The 18,025-nt window shown below is 42.2% G+C and carries 14 protein-coding genes; 4 read left to right on the forward strand and 10 right to left on the reverse strand.

Features of this window, described 5'->3' with window-relative positions; all coding sequences use genetic code 11:
* Positions 1-752: 752 nt before the first annotated feature.
* From ntrC to glnA, 4 genes are all read right to left on the reverse strand, one after another.
* Positions 753-2,147: a nitrogen regulation protein NR(I) gene (gene ntrC, locus BGP78_RS11220; protein WP_119861479.1), complete on the reverse strand. Its 1,395-nt coding sequence runs from the start codon at positions 2,145-2,147 to the stop codon at positions 753-755.
* Positions 2,148-2,169: 22 nt separating this feature from the next.
* The gene (gene glnL / locus BGP78_RS11225) at positions 2,170-3,225 is read right to left on the reverse strand and encodes a nitrogen regulation protein NR(II) (protein WP_119861480.1); all 1,056 of its coding nucleotides are present in this window, start codon (positions 3,223-3,225) and stop codon (positions 2,170-2,172) included.
* Between the two features lie 105 nt (positions 3,226-3,330).
* Complete coding sequence (locus tag BGP78_RS11230; protein ID WP_119861481.1) at positions 3,331-3,834, reverse strand: DUF4124 domain-containing protein; 504 nt, start codon at positions 3,832-3,834, stop codon at positions 3,331-3,333.
* A 114-nt stretch (positions 3,835-3,948) separates the two neighbouring features.
* Positions 3,949-5,355, reverse strand: a complete 1,407-nt coding sequence (gene glnA, locus BGP78_RS11235) for a glutamate--ammonia ligase (protein ID WP_119861482.1) — start codon at positions 5,353-5,355, stop codon at positions 3,949-3,951.
* Positions 5,356-5,808: 453 nt separating this feature from the next.
* Between glnA and typA the strand changes: the two genes are divergently transcribed.
* A complete protein-coding gene (gene typA / locus BGP78_RS11240; protein WP_119861483.1) occupies positions 5,809-7,632 on the forward strand; it encodes a translational GTPase TypA in 1,824 nt (607 codons plus the stop codon).
* Positions 7,633-7,699: 67 nt separating this feature from the next.
* On the opposite strand, the gene BGP78_RS11245 is transcribed toward typA, so the two are convergent.
* The 5 genes from BGP78_RS11245 to BGP78_RS11265 form a co-directional block, all read right to left on the reverse strand.
* Positions 7,700-8,548 (reverse strand): CZB domain-containing protein, encoded by an 849-nt coding sequence (locus BGP78_RS11245; RefSeq protein WP_119861484.1) that lies wholly within the window; start codon positions 8,546-8,548, stop codon positions 7,700-7,702.
* A 43-nt stretch (positions 8,549-8,591) separates the two neighbouring features.
* Positions 8,592-9,698, reverse strand: coding sequence for an ABC transporter substrate-binding protein (locus BGP78_RS11250; protein ID WP_119861485.1), 1,107 nt, complete (start codon positions 9,696-9,698; stop codon positions 8,592-8,594).
* Positions 9,670-11,757 carry a GNAT family N-acetyltransferase gene (locus BGP78_RS11255; protein ID WP_119861486.1) on the reverse strand — a complete coding sequence of 696 codons (2,088 nt, stop codon included), beginning with the start codon at positions 11,755-11,757 and terminating at the stop codon, positions 9,670-9,672. The genes BGP78_RS11250 and BGP78_RS11255 overlap by 29 nt, the downstream gene beginning before the upstream one ends.
* Complete coding sequence (gene uvrD / locus BGP78_RS11260) at positions 11,735-13,900, reverse strand: DNA helicase II (RefSeq protein WP_119861487.1); 2,166 nt, start codon at positions 13,898-13,900, stop codon at positions 11,735-11,737. The genes BGP78_RS11255 and uvrD overlap by 23 nt, the downstream gene beginning before the upstream one ends.
* Before the next feature lie 147 nt (positions 13,901-14,047).
* Complete coding sequence (locus BGP78_RS11265) at positions 14,048-14,995, reverse strand: chemotaxis protein CheV (RefSeq protein ID WP_119861488.1); 948 nt, start codon at positions 14,993-14,995, stop codon at positions 14,048-14,050.
* 185 nt (positions 14,996-15,180) lie between these two features.
* On the opposite strand from BGP78_RS11265, the gene BGP78_RS11270 reads away from it, so the two are divergent.
* Together BGP78_RS11270 and BGP78_RS11275 are read left to right on the forward strand one after the other, a co-directional pair.
* Positions 15,181-16,242: a potassium channel family protein gene (locus tag BGP78_RS11270; protein WP_119861489.1), complete on the forward strand. Its 1,062-nt coding sequence runs from the start codon at positions 15,181-15,183 to the stop codon at positions 16,240-16,242.
* Entirely contained in the window at positions 16,239-16,442 is a 204-nt protein-coding gene (locus BGP78_RS11275) for a hypothetical protein (protein ID WP_119861490.1), read from the forward strand. Before BGP78_RS11270 ends, BGP78_RS11275 begins: the two co-directional genes overlap by 4 nt.
* On the opposite strand, the gene BGP78_RS11280 is transcribed toward BGP78_RS11275, so the two are convergent.
* Complete coding sequence (locus BGP78_RS11280) at positions 16,439-16,891, reverse strand: EVE domain-containing protein (RefSeq protein ID WP_119861491.1); 453 nt, start codon at positions 16,889-16,891, stop codon at positions 16,439-16,441. The two genes, BGP78_RS11275 and BGP78_RS11280, sit on opposite strands and share 4 nt — an antisense overlap.
* 168 nt (positions 16,892-17,059) lie before the next feature.
* Here BGP78_RS11280 and tesB point away from each other — a divergent pair, with 168 nt between their 5' ends.
* Positions 17,060-17,920, forward strand: coding sequence for an acyl-CoA thioesterase II (tesB, locus tag BGP78_RS11285; protein WP_119861492.1), 861 nt, complete (start codon positions 17,060-17,062; stop codon positions 17,918-17,920).
* Positions 17,921-18,025 lie beyond the last annotated feature (105 nt).

Raw genomic sequence — 18,025 nt, forward strand, 5'->3', positions numbered from 1 at the left:
GAAGGTCAGGGTCCAATACACTCATACTTGCCATTGTTATTTTTACACACTTTTGTGCTCCTAAGGGCAGTGAAAACCATGGACCCTGAAATGAATTCAGGGAGACTGAGTTTTGTATTTAGCGGAGCTTTTATTACGCCCACCTTGTTGTCTTCCTGACGAAGGTCAGGATCCAATACACTCATACTTATCATTGTTATTTTCACACCTTTCTGTACAGGTAAAAGGCAGTGAAACGCCATGGATCCTGAAACCAGTTCAGGGAGACGGTAGTCTTATATTTAGAGGCGGGGTATTGATTACGCCCACCTTGTTGTCTTCCTGACGAAGGTTAGGATCCAATACACTCATACTTATCATTGTTATTTTCACACCTTTCTGTACTGGTAAAAGGCAGTGAAACGCCATGGACCCTGAAATGAATTCAGGGAGACGGTAGTCTTATATTTAGAGGCGGGGTTTTGATTACGCTCACCCCCGTTGTCTTCCTGACGAAGGTCAGGATCCATGACATTCATACTTACTATTGTTATTTTCACACCTTTCTGTACTCGTAAAAGGCAGTGAAAGGCATGGGCCCTGAAATGAATTCAGGAAGACGGAGGTTTTTATTTAGGGACTGAGTTTTTATTTAGGGACTGAGTTTTTATTACGCTCATCCCCGTTGTCTTCCTGACGTAGGTCAGGATCCATTAAAGGCATAACAGCTTTATAATTACAGCAGAAGTCAGCAAGTTTTTACGACTGTGGCATCAGTCTTGAATATCTCGCTCCTTCAATTTTCGTGTGAGTGTATTTCGACCCCAACCAATTTTTAATGCCGCATCTTGTTTATGGCCATTACAGGCTATAAGTGCCGTTTTTATCAAACGGCTTTCTAATTGTGCCTGAATATCTGGCCAAATATTCTCTTTTCCTTGCTTAAGTTCTTGGTTGAGCCAGTTTTGAAATGCATCTAACCAATCGCCTTCAGGGGCATGTGAATTAGGTATCTGAGATAATTCTTCAGGTAATTCTTGAGGGTTCACCGTTTGACTTGGTGCCATAACGGTTAGCCAGCGGCACGTATTTTGTAATTGGCGAACATTTCCCGGCCAATGGTAGAGTTGCATGGCTTTTATTGAGTCTGCTGTCAGCGTTTTTGTCTCAACTTGTAGTTCTTCAGCGCTGGCGGATAAAAAATGATGCGCCAGTGCTTCGATGTCTTCAGGTCTTTCTTTGAGAGCGGGTAATCGTAATCGGACCACGTTAAGGCGATGAAATAAGTCTTCACGAAACTGCCCTTGTTTTACAAGCTCCTCTAAGTTCTGGTGAGTGGCAGCAATAATTCGCACATCAACGCTGACACTTTGGTGCCCGCCGACGCGGTAAAACTCTCCATCAGCTAATACCCGCAATAATCTGGTTTGCACATCTAATGGCATATCACCTATTTCATCTAAAAATAGCGTACCGCCATTAGCTTGTTCGAAACGGCCTCTACGCATGCTATCTGCACCAGTGAATGCGCCTTTTTCGTGGCCAAATAGTTCTGACTCTACAAGGTCTTTTGGTATCGCTGCCATATTTAATGCGATGAAGGTATTGTCTTTACGGGGGCTATGATTATGCAGAGCCCCTGCGACTAATTCTTTACCTGTGCCTGACTCCCCATTAATTAAGACACTCATGCTGGACATTGAGAGTTTACCAATAGCACGAAAGACTTCCTGCATCGCTGGTGCTTCACCAATAATGTCTGGTTTATCTTTTGAGTTGTGTGTTCGTTTCGTTTTTTTAGCTTGTGCATTCGCTTGGTATGCGCGTTCTACTAAATCAGTTGCGTCATTTAAATCAAAAGGTTTGGCTAGGTATTCAAACGCCCCCTTTTGAAAAGCGTTGACGGCTGAATCTAAATCAGAATGGGCGGTCATAATAATGACAGGCAGATTTGGATAGTTCTGAGTAACCTCTTCGAGTAGAGCCATTCCATCTAGCCCTGGCATACGTACGTCTGAGATCAGTACTGATGGCTGACTATAAGAAAGGGCGGTCAGTACGTCTTGGCCATTTGAAAAGCTTTCGGTGCTAAATCCTGCACGAGATAGTGCTTTATCGAGAACAAATCGAATAGAGGCATCATCGTCAACTAACCATGCTGTTTTCATTTAGTGCTCCATATCCGCTTAATTAAAACGGTAAATAAATATTAAATTCGGTGTGCCCTTGCCAGCTGTCGCAATCAATCATACCTTCGTGTTGTTCAATCAAGGTTTGAGCAATAGATAGCCCCAACCCTGAACCGCCGTCTTTATTTGTGATCATTGGAAAAAAGAGTGTCTCTTTAAGTTCATCTGCGATACCCGGTCCATTATCGGTAATTTGGATAAGGAGCGCTTTTTTCATTAATCGTTCACCACGTCGCAGGCGATGCTTGATACGCGTAGTGAGGGTAATTTTTCCACCTGTTAATAAAGCTTGTTGAGCATTACGAACAATGTTCAACACCACTTGTTGAATTTTGGCTTGGTCGATTGGTATATCTGGTATGCTTGGATCATAGTCTTTGACTACTTTTATATTGTGTTCATTGTCTAACATACTCAGTTTAATCACCGATTCTAAAGTTTGATGGATATTACAAGGCGTTTTATGTAATAGCTGGTTTGGCCCTAGCAATCGGTCTACTAGCTCAGTTAATCTGTCAGCTTGTTCAATGATAAGCTCTGCACATTGATCCCGCTCACTTTGGCACCCTTCGTACTGCAATAATTGCGCCGCACCTCGAATGCCACCTAGTGGGTTTTTAATTTCATGTGCTAAACCTCGAATTAAAGTTCGGGCTGCATGATATTGATGCAATTGATTTGACGCTTGATCAAAGCGCACTTCGTCATCAATCCTGCGGCACTCCATTAAAATGTAGGTGATATTTTGATGTTGAATACGCCGTGCATGGAGGTTTAAAGTTGCAGCGCGATTATCGATGAAAACCACGTCTACTCTATGCTGCTGGCAATCTACACCATCAAGCAGCACATATTGATTGATCCGTTCTATATTAATATGATGATGACTGAATGTAGCACTCAATGGTTGCCCAATTAAGCGTTTTATCCCTAAACCAAATAATTCACTACAGCTGTTATTGGCGTAATGAATTATAAACTTTTCATCAAGGACCAAAACAGACGTTGATAAATTATGCCAGAGGGTCGGAAGTAAACTTTCCGCAGAGTGTACCATAGTGGTTCGCCTATAATTGCAATTGCACCATATTGGTGCGTAACCAGCATAGCACTGTTATGATTTTTTGTCCTAATTGCCTATCAGATCGGGCGTACTTGCTTTTTAGTTTCCAACGCTTTTGCGGTGTAGAAAGAAAGTCGTAGAGTCGCTTTGGGCTAGCGTTTTCCCCTGCGCATTGTAAAGTTTGAGCACTAAAGTGTGTTCACCCCTCGGCACATTATTGAGTACAAATGTAGTACTGGTCTGCATAGGCCCAGTTGCTTTCCCGTTTAGCGTTAACTGTACTTTTAATCCATTAGTAAAGCTTGGCTCGATCTGACCGGTGACATAGATAGTTCCTGTGTTTTCTCTGAGAGTTTGCTCGTTATTTGGAGAGGTAATATTTGCGCTGTAGCCAATGGCCTGCTGCTGGCTTTGGGTATTAAGTATTTTGGTATCAATTGCGGGCATAGTCATAGATTTATTGAGATGTATTTCTTGCGCACCTTTATGTGGTACATCTGAAAATACCCAATTGCCATTATCGTCTTTCCAACGATATACCTTTGAGTCTGCGATGCTAGCACAGCTTATGAATACCAAACACCCTATTATAATGAGACGCATATACTTCTTACCTGTGCCAAAAATATTCTTAATACTCTAGACCTTTGTATCCTAATTATCCATAAAAAAGCCCGCTTTCGCGGGCTTGAGAACACATATGATTTAAAAGCGCAATTAAACGCTGTAGTACATTTCAAACTCAACAGGGTGAGTTGTCATGTTTAGTTTTTCCACTTCTTGTGACTTAAGCGCAATATAGGCGTCAATTAGGTCATGAGTGAATACACCACCTTGCACTAAGAATTCACGATCTGCGTCTAGGCTTGACAATGCTTCGTCAAATGATGCCGCTACAGTTGGAATCTCAGCCGCTTCTTCAGCTGGTAGGTCGTATAAATCTTTATCCATTGCATCACCAGGGTGGATCTTATTCTTGATCCCGTCAAGGCCAGCCATAAGCATTGCAGAGAACGCAAGGTATGGGTTAGCTGTTGGGTCAGGGAAGCGAACTTCAATACGACGTGCGCGTTCAGTTGGTACAACTGGGATACGGATAGATGCTGAGCGGTTACGTGCAGAGTATGCCAGCATAACAGGCGCTTCAAAGCCTGGTACTAAACGCTTGTATGAGTTGGTTGATGCATTAGCAAACGCATTGATTGCTTTTGCATGCTTGATGATACCACCAATGTAGTAAAGGGCATCTTCAGATAGACCACCGTACTTGTCGCCTGCGAATAAGTTTTTACCATCTTTCGCAAGAGATTGGTGACAGTGCATACCTGAACCATTATCGCCAACAACAGGCTTAGGCATGAAGGTTGCTGTTTTACCGTACAAATGTGCCATGTTATGAATAACATACTTCATTTCTTGAATTTCATCAGCTTTCAATACCATAGTATTAAAACGTGTCGCGATTTCGTTTTGTCCAGCAGTGGCCACTTCATGATGGTGTGCTTCTACGACTTGGCCTAGTTCTTCAAGTACTAGACACGTCGCGCTACGCCAATCTTGGAAGTCATCAACAGGAGCAACAGGGAAGTAACCACCTTTAATGCCTGGGCGGTGACCAGTGTTGCCACCTTCATAGTCTTTATCTGAATTCCAAGCAGCTTGCTTAGAATCGATTTTATACATAGAGCCTGACATATCGGTTTTGTATTTTACATCGTCAAACACAAAGAACTCTGGCTCTGGACCAAACAAGACAGTGTCAGCAATGCCTGTTGAGCGCATGTACTCTTCAGCGCGTTTTGCTACAGAGCGAGGATCACGCTCATACCCTTGTAATGTTGCTGGCTCTACAACATCACAACGTACAATCATTGTCGTTTCTTCAGCAAATGGGTCTAATTTAACAGAGGCCGGATCTGGCATCAGTACCATGTCAGATTCGTTAATACCTTTCCAACCGGCAATCGATGAACCATCGAACATTTTGCCTTCTTCGAAGAAGTCTTCATCGGCTTGGTGATGAGGAATAGAAACGTGTTGCTCTTTGCCTTTAGTATCTGTAAAGCGTAAGTCTACAAATTTAACATCATTTTCTTTTATAAAATCTAAAACCGATTGTGACATGTGTCCTCCGACTCGTGGGTTATATTTTTGTGCAGCATATTGATGCGCTATTGATAAAGTATAAGCGTGATCTATGCCAATTATCTAATTTATTGATATTCATAATAAAATAAATATTTTAGTAGATTTAATTTCAAATGTTGCACCACTGTGGTGCGTAATTGTTTTGTAATGGTGCGCACTAGAATCGAATGCGCTAGTGTGGTGCATAATGAAATAAGCTTAGTGGGGTTTATCTGTTGTGCAATTTATTACTCTGAAAAGGCACCAAAAAATACACTGACTTTATAAAGTCATAAAATTTATGTTGGATAAACTTTCATCCATGGCCGGAATAAGGGATAATGTGCGCCGTTTAAATCCTATATTGGGACATCTCTGGCGCGCCAACATTTAGTGAAATCGCGTAGATCGACTAGGATCACTGAGATTCAACTTTCTCTGAGTAATAATATGAGCATCGAAAAGTTAAGAAATATTGCGATTATCGCACACGTTGACCACGGTAAAACAACCCTAGTTGATAAGTTGCTAGAGCAATCAGGCACACTAGAAACACGCGGCGGTAACGAAGAGCGTGTAATGGATTCAAATGATATCGAAAAAGAACGCGGTATCACAATCCTTGCAAAAAATACTGCGATTGAGTGGAATGATTACCACATCAATATCGTAGATACTCCAGGACACGCCGATTTTGGTGGTGAAGTAGAACGTGTACTTTCAATGGTAGATTCAGTTCTTCTATTAGTAGACGCGCAAGAAGGTCCAATGCCGCAAACGCGTTTCGTAACGCAAAAAGCATTCGCATTAGGTCTTAAGCCTATCGTTGTTATCAACAAGATTGATAAGCCAGGAGCACGACCTGATTGGGTTATGGATCAGGTATTTGATTTATTTGACAACCTAGGTGCAACTGATGAGCAGCTTGATTTCCAAGTTATCTACGCATCAGCTATCAATGGTTGGGCGACGTTAGACCTTGATAATGAATCAGATAACATGCAACCGATGTTTGAAGCGATTGTAGAGCAAGTTGAAGCGCCAGATGCTGATCCAGCGGGTGACTTCCAAATGCAGATCTCTCAGCTAGATTACAATTCATACATTGGTGTTATCGGTGTAGGTCGTATTAAGCGTGGTTCTGTTAAGCCTAATCAGCAAGTAACAATCGTGGGTGCTGATGGCACAACGCGCAATGGTAAAGTTGGCCAAGTAATGAGTTACTTAGGACTTGACCGCCATGAAGCTGCTGAAGCACAAGCAGGCGACATTATTGCAATCACGGGTCTTGGTGAGCTGAAAATTTCAGACACTATCTGTGATGTAAATGCTGTTGAAGCGCTTACTCCATTGTCTGTTGATGAACCAACTGTAACAATGACGTTCTCAGTAAACACTTCACCGTTTGCAGGACAAGAAGGTAAGTTTGTTACTTCACGTAACATCCTAGAACGTCTTGAAAATGAATTAGTTCACAACGTAGCATTACGCGTTGAAGAAACTGAAAACCCAGATAGCTTCCGCGTATCTGGCCGTGGTGAATTACACCTGGGTATCTTGATTGAAAACATGCGTCGTGAAGGTTATGAGCTAGCTGTTTCTCGTCCAGAAGTAATTCTTCGTGAAGTAGATGGTCAGTTAGAAGAACCGTTTGAAACAGTAACTATCGATGTTCAAGATGAGCACCAAGGTTCTATCATGGAACAGCTTGGTCTTCGTAAAGCTGAAATGACGGATATGGCACCAGATGGTAAAGGCCGTGTTCGTATGGACTTCATGATGCCTTCACGTGGTCTAATCGGTTTCCAAACTGACTTCATGACACTGACATCAGGTTCTGGCTTAATGTACCACACGTTTGACCACTACGGCCCATATAAAGGCGGTACTATTGGTAAGCGTAAGAATGGTGTATTGATTGCGAATGCAACAGGTAAAGCGCTAACTAACGCATTATTCAACCTACAAGAACGTGGTAAGTTGTTTATTGGACACGGTGTAGAAGTTTATGAAGGTATGGTTATCGGTATTCATAGCCGTGATAACGACCTGACTGTTAACGCTCTTAAAGGTAAACAGCTAACAAACGTTCGTGCATCAGGTACTGATGAAGCACAAACACTTGTACCACCAATCAGAATGTCTCTTGAGCAAGCGCTTGAGTTCATCGATGATGATGAGCTAGTAGAAGTGACGCCTGAGAATATCCGTATTCGTAAAAAGTTATTGACAGAAAGTGAGCGTAAGCGCGCTGGTCGTCAAATTAAAGACTAATACACCGTATACGTTAAAAACGCTGCTCTTTAGAGCGGCGTTTTTTTATGCCCTAAAAACCTACAGATTAAAATAAGCCGTAGCTTTCTGTTTCTTCTGGTTCATAGTCTTGAAGGTGGTCCGGTCTAAATATCGCACTGGGATCAATCACAACGCTGTGTGTTTCACCCCGTTTAATGAGTCCTCGCATCATTTTTTTTGTCTGTGAATCTATTTCAAAGCCTACGTTTGTCAATTCACTTAACGACTTGATTTCACTCTCTTCACAGTGAATGTTATCTTCAACTTGATCCACTAATAACCCGATATGTGGCTGTTGCCCATCTTGTGTTGTAAACACGATGATTGGCTTATGATCTAACGATATTTGTTCTCGCGCTGATTCAAATAAGCGAATGAGCTTCATGTAGGTTGTTGATTTTTCTTTTGCGAGTAAGCGTTTCGCTTCGTCCACATTATCATCGTGGTACAGTGCGAAAATTTTATCGGGTAGTGAATGCAATTGGGTGTGTGGTTTATCAAAGCGGGCTAATATTGCTTTTAAGTCTTCATTTTCAGTTTTAAAGTGATAAAGCCACTTGCCAAACTCACAATGTTTGGCATCTCTCGTTCCGCTAAATACAGCGCCATTGTTTACACTTTGCTCTAGTGCTTGAAACCAAGACTTTTGCTCTTGCTCATGCTCCATCAATAAATCAATAAGTGCACGATTTATATCATGGGAAGATTGATTATTAAGAATAAGGCCTAAATCAAAAATTGGGGTCGGGGCGCCCATATAATCTTTAACGCCCAAAAAGCTTGGATTGCCATTAGGTAGCGAGGTTAGGTTCCCTTCATAACGTTCAGTGAGCAAAATATCCAATATCTTCAGAGATATGGTTTTTTGTCCAACTCGAAAGTTTATTAAATCCATGTTCGCCTCTAAAAAATTATAATTATCTTTTAAGAATAGAACATTATGACGAATATGAGCGGAAAACTGGCAATTTCTTTTTACCTGCTTCTAGGTTAAATAGTTCTTGCAAATCAGTATCATGCTCTAGCAACTGAGAGAGTTTGTCGAGAATACACTGATCATCAAAATTAACAGGGCATTGTTGAGCCGCTTTACTAAATACAACGGCGTTAAGATAGCCTTCGAATAGGACGTGATCAATTTTGATATTTGGGTACTCTGCGGTATGTACTCTAAACTCGTTACACAATCGTGATGAGCATTTAAAGGGGTTAGGGACGACTTCAGTGATCATCAATAGTTGCGAGGATTTTATTCGGGCGAGGAGTTCATTGCTTGAGGCGAATGACACACTGGTGTAATCGGCTTTAACCCCTTTTAACTGTGCTCGATTAATAAATTTTGCTAAAGGTTTGTAAGTACCAATGAGCGCAACAGCCGTGGCTCGTGACGCTTTTATTTTTCTTAAGGCTTTATCTACATTGCTAGAATTGCGACGAAAGCGCGTGATTATCGAAGGGCTAAGGCCTTTATTTGCTAATAGCTGTGTCAGGCTTTTTTCTAATGTGATGCCAAACTCATCAGCCTGAATAAATAACGCGATATTGGTGTGCTTTCGTTCGTTGACTAGGTAATTAATTTGTTCTGTAGCTTCATCAAAATAACTCGCTCTTAAATTAAATACTTTAATTGCACGGTTGTTACGTAAAAAGTCAGCGCCGGAGAATGGCATAAGCAAAGAGGTTTGGCTGTGTTCTAACAAGGGTCGTATTGCTGAGATCGTTGGGGTGCCCATAAAGCTAAATAAAGCATCGACTTTTTTTTCATAAATAAAGTAGCGAGTGTTATTTACGGTTCGGCTAGGCTCATACCCATCATCTAATACCAAAAGGTCGACTTTAGCCCCTTTTATTCCACCATTTTGGTTAAGCTGCTCAAAATAAATATTTGCACCGGCTTTGAGTTGGCTGCCTATCGCTTGTGCAGGGCCGCTCAAAGCAGTCGACATCCCTAACTTAATATCTGCGGGAGCTTGTGCGAAACAATAGGTATGTAATATCAGATAACAGAGAGCGACTTTACTCGCTTTTAATAGAGATCCGTGCATAAAGTTCTTTCACCAAAGCTTGCAATGCAATATTAAACTGCTTTTTTGAGTGCAGCGACAGTGTTTGCTGGACCCATTCCTTAGTATTGTTTTGTAATAATAGACTAATAGCTAACTGTTGGGAAATACGCGGTAAGTCTGATAGCAGTGTGGGGTGTGTTGTGATCACTTGCCAGATAAGCGGTGAATATTGTTCGAGATTGGTATTTTTAGTCACGATAAAACGAAACTGTGCAAGCAATGCTTCACAGAGCGGTTTTTCTTTGAATTTTAGAATCATTTTGAGCACTAAGGAGTACGGCAAATCACGATAATGATTCATGAGCTGATAGTAAAATGTTTTTTCAAAGTAGCTTTGCAAGGACTGTTGCTGGCACTGTAAAGCCGATTGGCTCTTGATGACCATTGCAGCATATTGCCCGCTTGATTTGTCTTTTTTGAAGCCCAATTTAACCAACTGATAGCCACTATTTTGCCAAAATTGAAGTAATTGAGGGTCGCAGCCAAAACTGCTGCCAAAATAGTCAACCGTTGCGCTGAGCTGTTGTTCCGTATAATTAAGGAGCTGAGTGCCTAGTTGGCGTTTTTGTTGCTGTGGTGCGATGGCTATTCTGACAATTCGTGCACATCGAGAGGATAAAAAAGCCGCTTGTCCTTGAACATGAAATAGCTGTTGGGGCAGCAAATGCCCTTGTGGCCGGCGTGTCCCTTGGCTGATAGCACTTTGTATGGTTTCTTCTAACTGCCCTTCAATATTGACTAAGCATACCCCTAATATGTTGCTTTGTTGCATTATGGCAAATAGGCGTTGGCTGGGGCTATCAAGTAATTGTCTAAAGTCGTTTACTGTAGTTTGATAATGCGCGCTCACCAGCAGGGCAAAGGTTTGCTGCAGTAAAGATTCGTCTAGCTCAAGTTGTGGAGCTGTCAACTCAGTAAAGTGAATGCTATTTAATGTAGCGACAGCATCAGTTTGGTAGTGACTGTCCAAGGCAAATAAACGATTTATCGCAAATTCTAAAGGGTCACTGTGATTGTATCTGAGTGGCTGTGTGAGCGAGAGTTGCGTATAGGTTGTATGTTTCTTTGATAAATGATCTGCAAACTTGAGTGTATATCCTCGCCCATTCCCTTCATAGCCAACCAAAGTACTGGAGAATATACACTGTGAAGCGCGTTGCTCGATAGCGACCAAAGTCGGTACTGGTAAGGTAGCTGCTTCATCGACTAACACGATAGTGTCATCTAGTGACATAGTTAATACTTGATCGGGTGGCACGTAGTGTAGATTCGCTAATTGCTTTTCATACCCTTTATATTCTATGCCTAGTGCTAGCGCTAAATGCTTAAAAGCAGTTTTTATTGCTCGGTATTGTATTGTACAAATAATAAATGATTGTTCGGGCATACTGGCAACCAGCAAGCCTAGTGTTGCAGACTTTCCTCTGCCTCTATCAGCACTGAGTACACTTGGCGAAGTACACCCTTTTTGTAATTGGCTACGCAGTGTCGATATAACGCGGCATTGTGTTTGTAACGCATTGTTTTGGTGATTGTCTTGCGAAGCCGGTATGTTGAGGTTGGCACCGTACTTTTGAGACAGTACACTGATGGGCAAGCTCGGAATAAGTCTTTGCCAGCGCTTTAAAAATAAACTGGCGTTAGTCTGATACCCATACGAAAGCCATGTTTTTATTGCGGGGTCTATCCAGTTATCAAGTTTTGACAATTCAGGAAGAATAAGTATTAATAATCCGCCAGCTTTGACGGTTCCGCTGAGCGCAGCTAGCTTATTGGGTGTGATCCCGCTATAACCATCATATAGTGCAACTGAAAACTCTTGGCCTAATATTTCATGCAAATGTTCTGGCCATTGAGCGTGCTGTAATTGTTTATGGGTTGATAGCGTTAACGTTTGCTCTGCGCCAGCATCAACGAGGCGCGCGTATTGTGTAATCGCCCAATCGTGCTCGCCACACAAAACAAGCAACTGGCGATGATGGTTTTTTGCCAGTTGCGTTGTGAGGGGAGTTAAATCACATGGCTTGAAGACGTGCATATGCCGTGACTAACCACTTACTACCAACATCATCAAAATTTACTTGAATGCGAGATTGCGCACCACTGCCTTCGTAATTTAAAACGGTTCCAGCACCAAATTTTGCGTGTAACACCCGCTGACCAAGGGTGTAACCACTGTCTTCAAATACCGCATGAGTAACCGAGGGGCTAAACCTGCCTGTTGCGGCTGGGCGTGAGACTTGTGTTTTAATGCGAATTTCTTCTACGCAGTCATCGGGTAATTCACGTAGAAAGCGCGAGGGACTATGGTGTTTCTCTTGTCCGTAGAGCCTGCGACTTTCAGCATGGCTGATGTACAGCTTTTCCATTGCTCGGGTCATACCGACATAACACAGTCGGCGTTCTTCTTCTAACCGCCCTGATTCTTCATGACTTTGCTGAGAAGGAAACATGCCTTCTTCGACACCAACCATAAACACCAGCGGAAACTCTAGACCTTTGGCTGAGTGCAAGGTCATCATCTGCACGGCATCTTCATGCTCGTCGGCTTGACCTTCACCAGACTCAAGCGAGGTATATGCTAAAAAGCCTTGTAATGGAGAGCTAAAATCTTCGTCAATCGGCAAGTCATATTGGCCACATGCACTGATCAGCTCTTCTAAGTTTTCGACGCGTGCACGGCCTTTTTCGCCTTTTTCAGCTTGATACATGGCCATAAGGCCTGATTGATCGATTGTCAGCTTTGCTTGTTCGGCAAGCTCCAGCTCAGTAATGTTGTCGTCTAACTGCTCAACAAGTTCAATGAATCGGCTAATGGCTGTTGCTGCTCTGCCAGCTAAGTGCTTTTCTTCTATTACTGCTTTGGCGGCATACCACAACGGCATAGACTCATTACGCGCACAATCACGGATATGGCTGAGGGTTTTATCGCCAATACCCCGCGCGGGCGTATTAATAACACGCTCAAAAGCGGCATCATCTTGTCGGTTACTGATGAGCCGTAAATAAGCCAGTGCATCTTTTATTTCTTGTCTTTCGAAGAAGCGCATACCCCCATAAATACGGTATTTTAAGCCTTCTTGTAATAACGCTTCCTCAAGTACTCGAGATTGGGCATTGTTCCGATATAAAATAGCACAGTGTTCTAACAAGTTGCCTGCGTTTAGCCAGCTACGTATTTTACTGGCCGTAAAGCGCGATTCATCGAGTTCATTAAATGCGGCATAAATGGAAATTGGTTCTCCTTCAGTGCCTTCTGTCCATAAGCTCTTACCCATGCGGTCTGAGTTATTTTCTATCAGTGCATTTGAGGCTTTGAGTATCGTAGCTGTTGAGCGATAGTTCTGCTCAAGGCGTATGGTTTCGGCATCAAAATCACTGACAAAGCGTTTTATATTTTCAATTTTAGCGCCTCGCCAACCGTAAATGCTCTGATCATCATCACCAACGATCATCATGGTATTTTCTGTGCCAGCTAATAATTTTAACCATTGATACTGAATACTGTTGGTATCTTGGAATTCGTCCACAAGCATGTAGCGAAAGCGCTGTTGGTAATGTTGTAGCAAAGTAGGGTTGTGCTGTAGCAACTCGTAACAGCGCAGGAGTATTTCTGCGAAATCAACTAACCCTGCGCGGTCACACGCTTCCTGATAGGCGGTATAAACCTTGAGTAGTAGCTGTTCGTTGATATCATATGCTTGAATATCTTTAGGGCGTGCACCTTCGTCTTTTTTGGCACTGATATACCAAGCGATTTGTTTCGCTGGCCATTTTTTCTCATCAATATTCATTGCTTTGAGCAAGCGGCGGATCATACGAACTTGGTCGTCAGTATCTAAAATTTGAAAAGACTCAGGTAAGTTAGCGTCTCGATAATGTGCGCGTAAAATACGATGTGATAAACCGTGAAAGGTACCAATCCACATACCACCAACGGATGATTTAATGGTTTCCTCGACACGGGATCGCATTTCTTTGGCTGCTTTATTGGTAAATGTGACCGCAAAAATACTGTAAGGTGATGCATGTTCGACTTGCATTAACCAAGCAATACGATGTACCAGCACACGAGTTTTACCAGACCCTGCACCTGCCAAAACCAACATATTTTGTAGTGGAGCAGCCACAGCCTCGCGCTGTTTATCGTTTAACCCGTCGATTAATTCAGAAACGTCCATCATCACGCCTGTTATAGAAAATGAACGCAAAGTATACCTTTGTGTACTTCGGATGCCCAGTTTTGTTCTATATTTCAGTGTCTGTAATTATATAAATTATTGATAAGTAGCGAAAAAATATTTTAATTTTACTGTATAAACAGCCAGTTATTCTGATGGTAAAACCGCTTTTAAGCGGTTTTGAACTTCTTGGACAAGTAGGTCAGGTTGAAATTTAGATAAAAACGCATTGCATCCGACTTTTTCAACCATCGCTTGGTTAAAGCTGCCACTTAATGACGTGTTTAAAACCACATATAAATCTTTTAAACGGGGATCGTTACGAATTTCATAAGTGAGGCGGTATCCGTCCATGACAGGCATTTCAGCGTCGGTGATCACCGCGAGTAGCTCTTTATTCACATCAAGGCCTTCGTCTGCCCATTTGGTCAGTAGGTTTAAGGCTTCTTGGCCATCTGTCGCTGGGATGATTTCAATACCGAGCTGTGCGAGGGTATCTGCGACTTGCCTGCGGGCTGTGGGAGAATCGTCTGCATGCAAAATCTTACGACCTTTAAAGTCTTCACGAATAGACTCATCTAAAACGTTATCAGAGATACCAATGTCATACTCAATTATTTCAGCAAGGACTTTTTCAACATCGATGATTTCGACTATATGCTCAATGTCACCTCGGGTTACTTTTGTGAGAGCGGTCAGATAATGGTTTTTACCTACCGAGCTTGGGGTGGGCATGATATCGGACCAAGTAGTGTTGACAATTTGATCGACTTTACCCACCAAGAACGCTTGTACCGAGCGATTGTATTCGGTGATCACTAAATTACAATCAGCATCCCGCTCACACTCAGGCATGCAAATAGCACGACGTAAATCTATAACAGGAATAGACTCTCCGCGTATCGTGGTGACGCCACAGACCTTAGGATGCGCATTAGGCATAATGTTTAAATGTGGCAGTTTGACAACTTCTTTTACTTTAAACACATTGAGCGCAAATAAATGACGACTATGCAAATGAAACAGCAACAGCTCAAGACGGTTTTCACCGACTAACTGTGTTCGTTGATTCACTGAAGCTAATACACCAGCCATTTAATTAACCTATTCTCATCGTGCCATTTCATATTTTAGTATACCCAAGTTATTGCAAATTACGAGCTTGTCGAAAAGTTTCTATTATTCAATGGCATCTATACGACTTATGATTGATTTCAAGCTGAGGTTTTCAAAATTATGCAAATCAAGTAATGTAGCAGCATATTTGTCTTAGTCACTTTATTATGATTATTTTTAAACGCTTAGTGGTTTTATTGCGAGCGCATGTTGATAGGGCAAGCTGGCGCTTACTCTGTTTGGTGACAGCGCTACATATGGGATTGGTGTGGGGGCTATTAATGCTTGCCAATGAGCAAGCATTGTTACCGGCTAATGTGTTTTTCTACTATTACATTATTACGACCTCAACTGTGGGGTATGGGGATTTTAGCGCCACAACCGATTTTGGACGGTGGGTTGTTGCATTAGTACAGGTCCCGTTTGGTTTAGGTTTATTTGGTGTCTTGTTGGGTAAAGCAGGGCAGATGGCAACTTTTTGGATAAAACGAGCAATGACTGGCGATAAAGATTATTTTGATTTTCGAAATCACATTATTATTTTTGGTTGGCACCCCATAAGAACAAAAAAAATCATTGATTATATCTTGGCTGATACTAAGCGAGATAATCGTCGTATTGTGCTTGCGGTGACTGATGCCATTGAACATCCGTTAATTGGTTATCCTGAAGTGAACTTTGCGCGGCTAACCAGCTTTACGGAAGATGAGCAATTAGCCAGAATTGCAATTGCGGATGCAGATAAAATGATCATTGATGGCCAAGATGATGATCAAACATTTACCACCGCCCTTAAACTTAGTCCGATGATAAAAGCAGATGCGCATATTAGTGCGCATTTTCAAGATGAAAGTAAAGTGTCGTTGTTGCGCTCACATTGTAAAAATGTCGAGTGTTCATCAGCAAAGTCGGCGGAAATATTAGTGCGTGCGATGCAAGATCCTGGTTCGAGTCGCGTACAAGAAGAATTACTGTCTAGCTTACATGGCGATACGCAGTTTAGTTTGCAGTTGCCACAAGGGGTTAAAAGCTATCAATTTGGAGAGTTATTTCCTTACTTCAAGGCGCATCATAATGCTATTTTGCTTGGTGTCGCTCACGATAAAAGTGCACAAAACTTAGATTTGAACCCGCCGTTAGATTATAAGATCTGTGCCGGCGATGTACTGCATTATATCGCCCCAAGTCGTGTGCTCGCAAAAGAGGTGCTTTGGCAAGCAATATGACCTCTGAGCTTATGCTTTTAGTAGGCGCTATCTGTGCCTACTTACTCCCCATTGGCTTGATCTCAGGGAGTCGTAGAACACATAAGCATGAAAAGAATGCATGGCTTATCGGTACGTTGGTATTTTCCTGGTTAGCGCTATTGATGTACTTTTCGATCATTCCAAAACAAGGTATGAAGCCAAAGCGAAAAAGGCGTTAGCCATGCGCAATAAGTAAGTCCCATTCACGCTCGCTCACAGGCATAATAGACAAGCGGTTGGCTTTTTTGAGCGCAAGTTCGGTAATGTCATTATTGGCTTTAATTGCTGCCAGTGTGATCGGTTTTAGGTGCCGTTGATATTGTATGGTGACCCCTACCCACCTTGGTGACTCTAATGTTGCTTTGGCATCGTAATAGTCACTGCTCATATCGAATTGATATGGGTCGGCTTCAGCAGCATGTGTAACAATGGCAACCCCGACAATCGCCGGCGTTTTGCAGCTAGAGTGGTAAATAAATACTTGGTCACTCACTTTAACTTGATCACGTAAAAAGTTTCGCGCTTGATAATTTCTTATCCCTTCCCAAAACGTACTTTGCTGCGGTGCTTTCTTTAAATCATCAATTGAAAATGCATCCGGCTCTGTTTTAAATAACCAATAGGCCATGGTAATTATCCTAGTCAATTCAATATCAGCCAGTCTGATAGGTTTAAGGGAGAATGGTAACCAATAAGAAAATAAATGCAAAAACGTACTTCGTTTATTTTATACGGGTTCTGATCGTTGTAATTTATAGTATGATTAAAAGTGTAGATCAACGTATTAGGAAAGCTGATGAGTCAGGTACTAGATAATCTTTTGTCATTGTTAAAATTAGAAGAAATCGAACAGGGCATTTATCGAGGGCAAAGCCAAGATTTGGGTTTCCCGCAAGTATTTGGTGGACAAGTGATGGGGCAGGCATTATCGGCGGCAAAATACACGTTGCCTGAAGCGCGCTATGTGAATTCATTACATTCTTATTTTTTGCGCCCGGGCGACCCTGCAAAACCAATTGTTTATGATGTTGAAACGATCAGAGATGGTAAAAGCTTTAGTACACGCAGAGTCAGTGCAATTCAATATGGTAAACCTATTTTTTATATGACGGCGTCATTTCAAGGTGATGAAGCTGGGTTATCTCACCAAAGTGACATGCCCAAAGTACCAGAACCAGAAACTCTCAAGTCATCGATAGAGTTTTACCAAGAAAATGCCAGCTTGATCCCTGAGTCACTGCGTCATAAATTTACACGGGACATGCCACTTGAAATGCGCCCTGTGGACTTTCAAAACCCATTTAAACCCCAAAAAACCACACCGCAGCGGCATGTTTGGTTCAAAGCAAATGGTGCGATGCCTGATGATCGCCGTATTCATAACTACCTGTTAGCGTATGCGTCTGATTTTGAGTTTTTACCAACGGCACTGCAGCCCCATGGATTATCGTTTATGCACCCAAGTATGCAGGTTGCAACTATTGATCACGCCATGTGGTTTCATCGCCCGTTTAGATTAGATGATTGGATTTTATATAGTGTCGACAGCCCAAGTGCAAGTAATGGCCGAGGCTTAGTACGCGGTCAGTTTTTTAATCGAGATGGGGAGCTGATTGCGTCGACGATGCAAGAAGGCGTGATGCGTCAGCGCGGTTAATCGAGCGGTGTAAGGCGCCTATTTTACGTAGGCACCTTATATAACCTCAGCTCTGGATAAGCGAATTTGCCCAATAAAGCTATTTTTCTCACTCTCGGCGTTGCT

Source organism: Pseudoalteromonas sp. MSK9-3, assembly GCF_003590335.1.
Classification (GTDB): domain Bacteria; phylum Pseudomonadota; class Gammaproteobacteria; order Enterobacterales; family Alteromonadaceae; genus Pseudoalteromonas.